Here is a 12,226-nt window from a genome sequence, read left to right on the forward strand (position 1 = left end):
CTGAAGAAGGGTGCAGATGAGCGCGCATCAGCACTCGATAATGTTGACCGCCAAACCGCCACGGGCGGTTTCCTTGTATTTGCTTTTCATGTCGGCGCCGGTCTGGCGCATGGTGCGAATGACCTTGTCGAGGGAGACGAAGTGTTGTCCGTCGCCGCGCAGAGCCATGCGCACGGCATTGATGGCCTTGACCGAGCCCATGGCGTTGCGCTCGATGCAAGGCACTTGCACCAGCCCGCCAATCGGGTCGCAGGTTAGTCCGAGGTTGTGTTCCATGCCGATTTCCGCGGCGTTCTCCACTTGTTGCACAGTGCCGCCAAGCACTTCGCACAGGGCACCGGCGGCCATCGAACAGGCGACGCCGACTTCGCCCTGGCAGCCGACTTCGGCGCCGGAGATGGAGGCGTTTTCCTTGTACAGAATGCCGATGGCTGCGGCAGTGAGCAGAAAACGCACCACGCCGTCGTCATTGGAGCCCGGGATAAAGCGCATGTAGTAATGCAGCACCGCTGGAATGATCCCGGCCGCGCCGTTGGTGGGGGCGGTGACCACGCGCCCGCCATTGGCGTTTTCTTCATTGACCGCCAGGGCGTACAGGTTGACCCAGTCGAGCACTGACAACGGGTCGCGCAAAGACGATTCCGGGTTCTTGCACAATTGCCGATGCAGCGCGGCGGCCCGGCGTTTGACCTTCAGTCCGCCGGGCAGGATGCCTTCATTGCGGCATCCGGCGGCGACGCAGTCCTGCATCACTTGCCATATTTTCAGCAGGCCGGCGCGGGTTTCCGCTTCCGGGCGCCAGGCGCTTTCGTTGGTCAGCATCACCTGGCTGATCGACAGCCCGTATTTGACGCAATGACCGAGAAGATCCTTGGCACTTTTGAACGGAAAGGTCAGGGGCGTGGCGTCTTCGACGATGCGATCGGCGCCGGCGGCGTCCTCATCGACCACAAAACCGCCGCCGACCGAGTAGTACTCGCGGCTGCGGACCTGCAGGCCCGCTACGTCGAAGGCGCGGAAAATCATGCCGTTGGGGTGATAGGGCAACGGTTTGCGAATCATCGCCAGGTGTTCTTTCTCGTTGAACGCAATGCTGTGTTCGCCGAGCAGGTTCAAGCGGCCGTTACCACGAATTTCTTGCAGGCGCGCAGCGACGGTTTCTGTATCCACGGTGTCCGGGTGTTCACCTTCCAGGCCCAGCAGCACAGCCTTGTCACTGCCGTGGCCTTTGCCGGTGGCGCCGAGCGAGCCGTACAGCTCGACCTTGACGCAGGTGGTGGCCGTCAGCAGCCCTTCACGGCGCAAGCCTTCGACGAAACGCACAGCGGCGCGCATCGGGCCGACGGTGTGGGAGCTGGAGGGGCCGATGCCAATCTTGAACAGGTCGAACACGCTTAACGACATGGTGGTTCTCCGGTTTCTTGTTATTGAGGCAGCGGCAAGCAGCAAGCTACAAGCCGCAAGTTGAAAGCCGATCAGCTCTTTCTTGCAGCTTGAGGCTTGTAGCTTGTAGCTGCTTTAAGCGTAGCTTTCGATCGACGGGCAGGCGCAGACCAGGTTGCGGTCGCCAAACACGTTGTCGACGCGACCGACCGGCGGCCAGTACTTACCTTCGATCAGCGACGCAACCGGGTACACCGCTTGCTCACGGCTGTATGGGTGCGACCACTCGCCCACCAGTTCCTTGGCGGTGTGCGGAGCGTTTTTCAGCGGGTTGTCGTCCTTGTCCAGGGTGCCGTTTTCCACTGCACGGATTTCTTCGCGGATGCGGATCATGGCGTCGCAGAAGCGGTCCAGTTCTTCCTTGGATTCGCTTTCGGTCGGCTCGATCATCAGCGTGCCGGCCACCGGGAACGACATGGTCGGTGCGTGGAAGCCGAAGTCGATCAGGCGCTTGGCGACGTCATCGACGCTGATGCCGCTGCTGTCTTTCAGTGGACGCAGGTCGAGGATGCATTCGTGTGCCACCAGGCCGTTGCTGCCGGTGTACAGCACTGGGTAGTGCTCTTCGAGGCGACGGGAGATGTAGTTGGCATTGAGGATCGCCAGCTGCGAAGCACGCTTGAGGCCCGCGCCACCCATCATACGAATGTACATCCAGGTGATCGGCAGAATGCTCGCGCTGCCGAACGGTGCCGCGCAAACGGCGCCTTCCTTGCGCTCCATCTGTGCGTGGCCCGGCAGGAATGGCGCCAGGTGCGATTTCACACCGATCGGGCCGACGCCCGGGCCGCCACCGCCGTGGGGGATGCAGAAGGTTTTGTGCAGGTTCAGGTGCGAAACGTCGCCGCCGAACTTGCCCGGGGCGCAGAGGCCGACCATGGCGTTCATGTTGGCGCCGTCGATGTACACCTGGCCACCGTTGTCATGAACGATGCCGCAGATTTCGCGGATGCCTTCTTCGAACACGCCGTGGGTCGACGGGTAGGTGATCATCAGCGCGGCGAGGTGTTCGCGGTGCTCGATGGCCTTGGCGCGCAGGTCTTCGATGTCGACGTTGCCGCGGGCATCGCAGGCGGTGACGACCACGCGCATGCCGGCCATGTTGGCGGTGGCCGGGTTGGTGCCGTGGGCCGACGACGGGATCAGGCAGATGTCGCGACGGTCTTCGCCACGGCTCTGGTGGTAGGCACGGATCGCCAGCAGACCTGCGTATTCACCCTGGGAGCCGGCGTTCGGTTGCAAGGACACCGAGTCGTAGCCGGTCGCAGCGCAAAGCATTGCTTCCAGTTCGTCGGTCAGTTGCTGGTAGCCGGCGCTTTGCTCGGCTGGGGCGAACGGGTGCAGGGCGCCGAACTCGGCCCAGGTCACCGGGATCATTTCGCTGGCGGCGTTGAGTTTCATGGTGCACGAACCCAGCGGGATCATGGTGCGATCCAGGGCCAGGTCCTTGTCCGCCAGTTTGCGCAGGTAGCGCATCAGCTCGGTTTCCGAGTGATAGCGGTTGAACACCGGGTGGCTGAGGATCGGCGACTGACGCACCAGCGCGGCCGGGATGGTGCTGACGACCGAGGCGGCGAGGGCGGCGAAGTCCGGCAGGGCCTTGCCGTCGGACAGCAGGCTCCACAGGTTTTCAACGTCGGCCTGAGTGGTGGTTTCGTCCAGGGACAGGCCCAGGCGCTCGCCATCGACCACGCGCAGGTTGATCTGCTGGGCGTGCGCCTTGTCGTGCAGGGCGGCGGTTTGTGCGCCGGTCTTCACGGTCAGGGTGTCGAAGAAGCTCGCTTGCTCGACGTTCAGGCCCAATGCGCTCAAGCCTTTGGCCAGGATCGCGGTCAGGTGGTGCACACGATTGGCGATCTGCGTCAGGCCTTTCGGACCGTGGTACACGGCGTACATGCTGGCGATGTTGGCCAGCAGTACTTGCGCGGTGCAGATGTTGCTGGTGGCTTTCTCGCGACGGATGTGTTGCTCGCGGGTCTGCATGGCCAGGCGCAGGGCCGGGTTGCCGAAACGGTCTACCGAAACACCGACCAGACGGCCCGGCATGTCACGTTTGAACGCGTCCTTGGTGGAGAAGTACGCCGCGTGCGGGCCACCGAAGCCCAGTGGCACGCCGAAGCGCTGTGCACTGCCGATGGCCACGTCGGCACCGAATTCGCCTGGCGCGGCCAGCACGGTCAGGGCCAGCAGGTCGGCGGCCACGGCAACGAGGGCGTTCGCGGCGTGGAAGCGTTCGGTCAGCTCGCGGTAATCGAACACGTCACCGTTGCTCGCCGGGTATTGCAGCAGTGCGCCGAAGAAAGGCGTCACGTCAGTCAGTTCGAGTTCGTCGCCAACCACTACGTCGATACCCAGAGGCTCGGCACGGGTGCGCAGTACGTCGAGGGTCTGCGGGTGGCAATGCACGGAGGCGAAGAAGGCGTGGCTGCCCTTGTTCTTGCTCAGGCGTTTGCAGAAGGTCATGGCTTCGGCAGCGGCGGTGGCTTCGTCCAGCAGGGAGGCGTTGGCGATCGGCAGGCCGGTGAGGTCGCTGATCAGGGTCTGGAAGTTCAGCAGCGCTTCGAGACGACCCTGGGAGATTTCTGGCTGGTACGGGGTGTAGGCGGTGTACCAGGCCGGGTTTTCCAGCAGGTTGCGCAGGATCGGCGACGGTGTGTGGGTGCCGTAGTAGCCCTGGCCGATGTAGGTCTTGAACAGCTGGTTTTTAGTCGCGATGGACTTGATCAAGGCCAGGGCATCGGCTTCGCTCAAGCCGTCTTCCAGGCCGAGGACGCTGGTGCCCTTGATGCTGTCGGGAATCACGCTGGCGCTCAGGGCTTCCAGGGAGTCGAAACCGAGGCTGTTGAGCATCGCTTGCTCGTCACCGGCGCGCGGGCCGATGTGACGGGCGATGAATTCGTTGGCGGTGCTTGTGTTTACAACGGCAGGGTTCACTTGGGTCATGTTGGTGCTCCTCAGGCTTCGGCGTTGGCTTTGATCAGGCGGTCGTAGGCGTCCTGATCCAGCAGTTGGGCGACAGCCGAGGCGTCGCTTGGCTGGAAGCGGAAGAACCAGCCTTCGCCCAGCGGATCTTCGTTGACCAGCTCAGGGCTGCTGTCCAGCGCCGGGTTCACTTCCAGCACTTCACCGTCCAGTGGCATGTACACGCCGCTGGCAGCCTTTACCGATTCCACGGTGGCGGCTTCGGCGCCTTTGTCGTAGGACTGCAGCTCAGGCAGTTGAACGAAAACCACGTCGCCCAGGGCGTTCTGTGCGAAAGCGGTGATGCCGACCGTGACGCTGCCGTCAGCTTCGGTGCGCAGCCATTCGTGATCTTCAGTAAAACGCAACTCGCTCATAGAAACTCCTAAGGGGCCAGACTCGTCTGGTGGACGCGATTGAATGCTTGGGCGATGCCCGGGTTATGGGGAATACATAGCAAGAACGCGGCCAACGTTGTTTTTGTTGTTATTGATCAATGATTTAGGTGGTTTCGACAAACGCTGAAAATCAATCGTTGTAGCGAAATCGATACGGCATATGTCAATGATAAAAGCCGAGGTGGATCAAAGCCTTGCACAGCCGTGATCGGAGAGGGGTGTAGCGATATCGTTCCGCTGTAGCGCTTTCAGTACAGATGGAGGTCGTTTTTGGCGCGGTTTTTCGGATGACGGAGGAATCTGTAGGAGCGAGCCTGCTCGCGATAGCGTTCGTTCAGTCGACATCGATGGTGGCTGTCAGTCCGTCATCGCGAGCAGGCTCGCTCCTACAGTTGTTCGGTGTCAGGCTTCAAGCCTTGCTCGGAATCCCGTACTTGCGCAACCGATGGGCAATCGCCGTGTGGGAGGTTTGCAGGCGGGTCGCCAGTTGTCGGGTCGAGGGATAGCTGGCGTAGAGTTTTTCCAGCAGGGTTTTCTCGAACTCGTCCATGGCCTGTTCCAGGCTGTCGACGTCATGGTCGCTCTGACGGGCCACCGAGGTGCCGGCGATGTCGAGGTCGCCGATGTCCACCAGGCTGCTTTCGCAAATCGCCGCGGCGCGGAAGATCACGTTCTGCAATTGCCGCACGTTGCCCGGCCAGCGGTTGCCCAGCAGCGCCGGGTAAGTGCCCGGCGCCAGGCGACAGATCGGGCGCTGGATCTGCGCGCAGGCCTGCTGCATGAAGTAGCGGGCCAGTAGCAGAATATCCTGGCCGCGCTCGCGCAGCGGCGGCACTTCGACGTTGAGGACGTTGAGGCGATAGAACAGGTCTTCGCGAAACTGCCCTTCGCTGACCATTTTTTCCAGGTCGCGGTGGGTGGCGCTGAGGATCCGCACATTGACTTTGACCTCACGGTCACCGCCGACCCGGCGAAAACTGCCGTCGTTGAGGAAACGCAGCAATTTGGCCTGCAAGTACGGCGACATCTCGCCGATTTCATCGAGAAACACCGTGCCCTGGTTGGCCAGTTCCATCAACCCCGGCTTACCACCCCGTTGTGCGCCGGTGAAGGCACCGGGGGCGTAGCCGAACAGTTCACTTTCGGCGAGGTTCTCCGGCAATGCCGCGCAGTTCAACGCCAGAAAGGGTGAGCTGTGCCGGGCGCTGATGGCGTGGCAGGCGCGGGCCACCAGTTCCTTGCCGGTGCCGGTTTCGCCCTGGATCAGCAGCGGTGCATCGAGGGCCGCCACCCGCTGGGCGCGCGCCTTGAGGGTGCGGATCACCGGGGACTCGCCGAGCAGTGCATCGAAACCTTCGGCGTGGTCATGGTGCAGCGCGGAAAGGCGTTCGCCGATGCGGTTCGGTTGGTACAGGGTCAGCAGGGCGCCGGCGTCGGTGATCGGTGTGGCGTCGAGCAACAAGGTCTGGCCGTTGACGGTAATTTCCCGCAGCGGCAGGCGAAAGCCTTGTTCGAGCAGGGCGTCGAGCAAGGCCGGGTCGGCAAACAGGTCGCCCACGCTTTCACCACCCGGTTCGCGGCCGTACAGGGCGATCAGGGCCGGGTTGGCCAGCAGCACCTTGCCGTCGCTGTCCAGTGCCAGCACCGGGTCGGTCATGGCGGCCAGCAAGGCGTCGAGCTGCAAGTGCCGGCGCTGGCCGGGCAGGATGTCGACCACCGTCACCGCCTGCACGCCACGCACGCTGAACAGGGCATCGCGCAGTTCCTCGAGGACTTGCGGGCTCAGGGTCGGGGCGTCGATATAGACATTGGGCGGGACCATTTCCACCGCATCCAGGTTCAGATTGCGCCCGCCGAGCAGGGCCAGGACTTCCTGGGTGATACCGACGCGGTCGATGAAGCTGACGTGGATACGCATGGGGCGGTTTTGGGTTCTGCAGTGCGAAGGGTGGCAAGTATGCCTTGGGGCGGGCTAATGGTGAAATTTTGCGCGGACTTCTACATGGCGATGATCACCTGTGGGAGCGAGCAAGCTCGCTCCCACAGGTGCAGTCTCCAAGTGGAAACTGGGTTATTCCAGGTGCTCGGGTTTGACCGGGTCGCCCGATTTCATGTTCAACTGCACCCGCACGTCTTCGAACATTTGGTCGTAATGCTTGTGGATCGAACCGATGTTGCTATGGGTTTTCGGGATGCCATGCTTCTCGGCAATCTTGGTGACGTTGCTGGCGAAGTTGTAGGCCATGTCCTTGGGCAGGAAGAACGACTCGCTCATGTCCTTGTTCTGAATGCTGCCGTGCATCTTGAACAGCATCCCTTTGCCTTCCTTGGGATCCTGACTGACTTCATAGTCGAGGTAGATGTTGTAGCTGACGTCATCCTTGTTCAGCGCGTGTCGCTCGATGTGCAGGTGACCCGGCTCGAACGTTGCCATTATTGACTCTCCTTCGAAAGATCTTGAATCAGGACAGGCCTCAGGCCTGCCCCGCAGTTTCGTTTATTGATAGCTGATGCCCGGTGTCGCCGTACTGATGCGCGTGCCGGCCTTGCCCTGGACGATCGCTTCGATGTCCGCGAGCGAACCGATCACCGCCACTTTTCCAGTATGGCGCGCGAATTCGCAGGCTGCCTGCACCTTCGGTCCCATGGAGCCGGCGGCGAAGCCGAGTTTTTCCATTTCGTCGGGGTGGGCCTGGGCGATGGCTTTCTGCGTGGGTTTACCAAAGTCGATGAAGGCGGCGTTGACGTCGGTGGCGATCACCAGCAGATCGGCTTCAAGCTGTTCGGCCAGCAGCGCCGAGCACAGGTCTTTGTCGATGACCGCTTCGACGCCCTCGAGTTTGCCGGGTGAGGTGTACATGGTCGGAATGCCGCCGCCGCCGGCGCAGATCACGATGCTGCTTTTTTCCAGCAGCCATTTGATCGGACGGATTTCGAAGATGCGTTTCGGTTTCGGGCTGGCGACCACGCGACGGTATTTGTCGCCGTCCGGGGCAATCGCCCAGCCTTTCTCGGCGGCGAGTGCTTCGGCCTCATCCTTGGTATAGACAGGGCCGATGGGTTTGGTGGGGTTCTTGAAGGCCGGGTCATTGGCATCGACTTCGACTTGGGTCAGCAAGGTCGCGAAGGGCACTTCGAAGTCCAGCAGGTTGCCCAGTTCCTGTTCGATGATGTAGCCGATCATGCCTTCGGTCTCAGCACCGAGCACGTCCAGCGGATAGGGTGAAACCGAGGTGTAGGCCGCCGCCTGCAATGACAGCAGGCCGACCTGAGGGCCATTGCCGTGGGCGATGACCAGTTGGTTGCCGGGATGGATCTTGGCGATCTGTTCGGTGGCGATCCGGATGTTGGCGCGCTGGTTGTCAGCGGTCATGGGTTCGCCCCGGCGGAGCAGGGCATTACCGCCCAGAGCAACGACGATACGCATGGTGCTAGTCCTTCTGAACAGAGGAAAGGCAAACGACTCGGTCAATTGTAGGAGTGAGCCTGCTCGCGATTGCGCAGCATCTTTCGACATTAATGTTGAATGTCAGACCGCTATCGCGAGCAGGCTCGCTCCTACATTGACCGGTGCCGGTCTTATAGATCAGCCAGCGTCGACACCAGAATCGCCTTGATCGTGTGCATGCGGTTTTCCGCTTGCTCGAAGGCGATGCAGGCCGGCGACTCGAACACGTCATCGGTCACTTCGATGCCGTTCTTCAGGTGCGGGTACTGCTCGGCAATCTGCTTGCCGATCTTGGTGTCGCTGTTATGGAACGCCGGCAGGCAGTGCATGAACTTGGTGCGCGGGTTGCCGGTGGCTTTCATCAGTTCGGCGTTGACCTGATACGGCAGCAGTTGCTGGATGCGCTCGGCCCAGGCTTCGACTGGCTCGCCCATCGACACCCACACATCGGTGTGGATGAAGTCCACGCCCTTGACCGCCGCTTTCGGGTCTTCGGTGAGGGTAATGCGCGCGCCGCTTTCTTCTGCGTACTGTTTGCAGCGAGCCACCAGGTCGTCCGCCGGCCACAGGGCTTTTGGCGCGCAGATGCGCACGTCCATGCCGAGTTTGGCGCCGATCAGCAGCAGTGAGTTGCCCATGTTGTTGCGCGCGTCGCCCAGGTAGGCGTAGCTGATCTCGTGGATCGGCTTGTCGGCGTGTTCACGCATGGTCAGCACGTCGGCGATCATTTGCGTCGGGTGATATTCGTCGGTGAGGCCATTGAACACCGGTACGCCGGCGAACTTGGCCAGTTCCTCGACGATTTCCTGCTTGAAGCCACGGTATTCGATGGCGTCGTACATGCGCCCGAGCACGCGGGCGGTGTCCTTCATGCTTTCCTTGTGGCCGATCTGCGAGGAGTTCGGGTCGATGTAGGTGACGTTGGCGCCCTGGTCATAGGCTGCAACTTCGAACGCGCAGCGGGTGCGGGTCGAGGTTTTTTCGAAGATCAGCGCGATGTTGTTGCCCTTGAGATGCTGCTGTTCGGTGCCGGTGTACTTGGCACGCTTGAGGTCGCGGGACAGGTCGAGCAGGTAGCGCAATTCGCGAGGGGTGTGGTGTTCCAGGCTCAGCAGATTGCGGTTATGGATATTGAACGCCATTTTGGATCTCCTAAGGTGTCGGTTATCCCCTTGGCCTGCGCATGCCCTTGGGTAGAGGGCAGCGAGGGTCAAGGCAATAGGTTAGTAGTCAATCGGGTCGCGGATGATCGGGCAGGTCATGCAATGGCCGCCGCCCCGTCCCCGGCCGAGTTCGCCAGCGCTGATGGTGATCACTTCCACACCGGCCTTGCGCATCAGGGTGTTGGTGTAGGTATTGCGGTCGTAGCCGATGACCACGCCCGGTTCCACGGCCACTACGTTGTTGCCGTCGTCCCATTGCTCGCGTTCGGCGGCGAAGCTGTTGCCGCCGGTTTCCACCACGCGCAACGCTTTGAGGTTCAGGGCCTGGGCGACGGTGTCGAGGAAGTTGGTTTCTTCGCGACGAATGTCGATGCCGCCCGCCTTGCTTTCATCGGGACGCAGGGTGAAGGCGACAATCTGGTTCACCACTTCCGGGAAGATCGTGACGAGGTCGCGATCACAGAAGCTGAACACGGTGTCCAGGTGCATCGCCGCGCGGGATTTCGGCAGGCCGGCGACGATCACTTTCTCGACCGCCTTGTTTTTGAACAGGTTCACCGCCAGTTGGGCAATGGCCTGGCGCGACGAGCGTTCGCCCATGCCGATCAACACCACGCCGTTGCCGATCGGCATCACATCACCGCCCTCAAGGGTGGAGTTGCCGTGGTCTTTGTCCGGGTCGCCGTACCAGATCTGGAAGTCGGCGTTGGTGAACTCGGGGTGGAACTTGTAGATGGCGGTGGTCAGCAGGGTTTCCTGACGGCGCGCCGGCCAGTACATCGGGTTGAGGGTGACGCCACCGTAGATCCAGCAGGTGGTATCGCGGGTGAACTGGGTGTTGGGCAGCGGCGGCAGGATGAAGCTGGAGTTGCCGAGGAAGTCGCGGAACATCTCGATGGCCTTGCCGCCGAAACTGGTGGGCAAATCATCGCCTGATACGCCGCCGATCAGGAACTCGGCGATGTGACGTGGCTCCAGGCTGCGCAGCCACGACGCGGTTTCGTTGATCAGGCCCAGGCCCACCGAGTTGGCGGTGATCTTGCGTTCCAGAATCCAGTCCAGGGCTTCGGGAATGGCGACGATGTCGGTCAGCAGGTTGTGCATTTCCAGTACATCGACGTTGCGTTCGCGCATCTTGGTGACGAAGTCGAAGTGGTCGCGCTTGGCCTGGGCCACCCACAGCACATCGTCGAACAGCAGTTCATCGCAGTTGTTCGGGGTCAGCCGCTGATGGGCCAGGCCGGGGGAGCAAACCATGACTTTACGCAGTTTGCCGGCTTCGGAATGGACGCCGTACTTAACTTTTTCCTTGGTCATTACAGTGATCCTCCAGATGACTAAACAGGGTAGTTACAGAGTCAGGAAACCGTCGTAGAGACCGTAGGCCGCCACCACGGCGCCGACGACCACCGCAGCGAAAATCAGCTTCTCGACGTTGGTGAAAACCGGTTTGTTGATTTCCAGCTTGGCCTTGGCGAACAGGATTACGCCGGGGGCGTAGAGCAGGGCGGACAGCAGCAGGTACTTGATGCCGCCGGCGTACAGCAGCCAGATCGCGTAGATCACGGCCACGGCACCGATGATGAGATCCTTCTGCCGCTCGCCCGCCGCGCCTTCGTAGCTTTCGCCACGCACCGCCAACAGCAACGCATAGGCCGCCGACCACAGGTAAGGCACCAGGATCATCGAGGTGGCGAGGTAGATCAGCGACAGGTAAGTGCTGGCGGAGAACAGTGTGATGATCAGGAAAACCTGCACCATGGCGTTGGTCAGCCACAGCGCGTTGACCGGTACATGGTTGGCGTTTTCCTTGCGCAAAAACGCCGGCATGGTGTGGTCCTTGGCAGCGGCGAACATGATCTCCGCGCACAGCAGCACCCACGACAGCAACGCCCCCAGCAACGAGATGATCAAACCGACGCTGATCAGCACCGCACCCCAGTGACCGACCACGTGTTCCAGCACGGCGGCCATCGACGGGTTCTGCAGTTTGGCCAGTTCCGGCTGGGTCATGATCCCCAGCGACAGCACGTTGACCAGAACCAAAAACAACAGCACGGTGACAAAGCCGATCACGGTGGCTTTACCCACATCGCTGCGTTTTTCCGCGCGGGCCGAAAAGATGCTCGCGCCTTCGATGCCGATGAACACCCACACGGTGACCAGCATCATCTTGCGCACCTGGTCCATCACGCTGCCCAGGTCCGGGTTCTTCAGGCCCCAGATATCGGCGGTGAAGATGTCCAGTTTGAAGGCGAACAACGCAATCAACATGAACAGCAGCAGCGGCACAATCTTGGCGACGGTGGTCACCAGGTTGATGAACGCTGCTTCCTTTATTCCCCGTAATACGAGGAAATGTACGGCCCAGAGCAGCACCGAGGCGCCGATCACGGCGGCAGGGGTATTCCCCTCCCCAAATAGTGGAAAGAAGTAGCCGAGCGTGCTGAACAGCAAGACGAAGTAGCCAACGTTGCCCAGCCAGGCACTGATCCAGTACCCCCAGGCGGACGAGAAGCCCATGTAGTCGCCGAAACCGGCCTTGGCGTAGGCGTAGACCCCGCCATCCAGATCGGGTTTGCGGTTGGCCAGGGTCTGGAACACGAACGCCAGGGTGAGCATGCCGACGGCGGTGATCGCCCAACCGATCAGAATGGCGCCGACATCCGCGCTGGCCGCCATGTTTTGTGGCAAGGAAAAGATCCCGCCACCAATCATCGAACCCACGACTAACGCAACCAGCGCGCCGAGTTTCAGTTTTCCGGGAGCTTCAGACATTGCATGACTCCAATGCAGGAGAAGAGAGGCAACAG

At 61.4% G+C, this 12,226-nt stretch carries 9 protein-coding genes; all 9 read right to left on the reverse strand.

The genetic code is table 11. From position 1 onward, the window contains the following. Positions 1–27: 27 nt before the first annotated feature. On the reverse strand, positions 28–1,404 hold the full coding sequence (locus KGB07_RS11965) for an L-serine ammonia-lyase (RefSeq protein ID WP_223465473.1): 1,377 nt from the start codon (positions 1,402–1,404) through the stop codon (positions 28–30). A 114-nt stretch (positions 1,405–1,518) separates the two neighbouring features. Then, positions 1,519–4,386 carry an aminomethyl-transferring glycine dehydrogenase gene (gene gcvP / locus KGB07_RS11970; protein ID WP_223465475.1) on the reverse strand — a complete coding sequence of 956 codons (2,868 nt, stop codon included), beginning with the start codon at positions 4,384–4,386 and terminating at the stop codon, positions 1,519–1,521. 11 nt (positions 4,387–4,397) lie between these two features. Then, positions 4,398–4,781 (reverse strand): glycine cleavage system protein GcvH, encoded by a 384-nt coding sequence (gene gcvH / locus KGB07_RS11975; RefSeq protein ID WP_046032052.1) that lies wholly within the window; start codon positions 4,779–4,781, stop codon positions 4,398–4,400. A gap of 430 nt (positions 4,782–5,211) precedes the next feature. Further along, a complete protein-coding gene (locus tag KGB07_RS11980) occupies positions 5,212–6,720 on the reverse strand; it encodes a sigma-54-dependent transcriptional regulator (RefSeq protein ID WP_046042227.1) in 1,509 nt (502 codons plus the stop codon). A gap of 153 nt (positions 6,721–6,873) precedes the next feature. Continuing rightward, complete coding sequence (locus tag KGB07_RS11985; RefSeq protein ID WP_046042229.1) at positions 6,874–7,236, reverse strand: DUF5064 family protein; 363 nt, start codon at positions 7,234–7,236, stop codon at positions 6,874–6,876. A gap of 63 nt (positions 7,237–7,299) precedes the next feature. Continuing rightward, positions 7,300–8,229, reverse strand: a complete 930-nt coding sequence (arcC, locus tag KGB07_RS11990) for a carbamate kinase (protein ID WP_046042230.1) — start codon at positions 8,227–8,229, stop codon at positions 7,300–7,302. 152 nt (positions 8,230–8,381) lie between these two features. Continuing rightward, complete coding sequence (locus tag KGB07_RS11995; protein WP_046042231.1) at positions 8,382–9,392, reverse strand: ornithine carbamoyltransferase; 1,011 nt, start codon at positions 9,390–9,392, stop codon at positions 8,382–8,384. An 81-nt stretch (positions 9,393–9,473) separates the two neighbouring features. Then, on the reverse strand, positions 9,474–10,730 hold the full coding sequence (gene arcA / locus KGB07_RS12000) for an arginine deiminase (RefSeq protein WP_046042232.1): 1,257 nt from the start codon (positions 10,728–10,730) through the stop codon (positions 9,474–9,476). Between the two features lie 33 nt (positions 10,731–10,763). After that, positions 10,764–12,191, reverse strand: coding sequence for an arginine-ornithine antiporter (gene arcD, locus KGB07_RS12005; protein WP_046042233.1), 1,428 nt, complete (start codon positions 12,189–12,191; stop codon positions 10,764–10,766). Between the last annotated feature and the right edge of the window lie 35 nt (positions 12,192–12,226).

Origin of the sequence: Pseudomonas sp. GL-RE-26, from assembly GCF_019956275.1 — a bacterium.
GTDB lineage: Bacteria > Pseudomonadota > Gammaproteobacteria > Pseudomonadales > Pseudomonadaceae > Aquipseudomonas > Aquipseudomonas grandcourensis.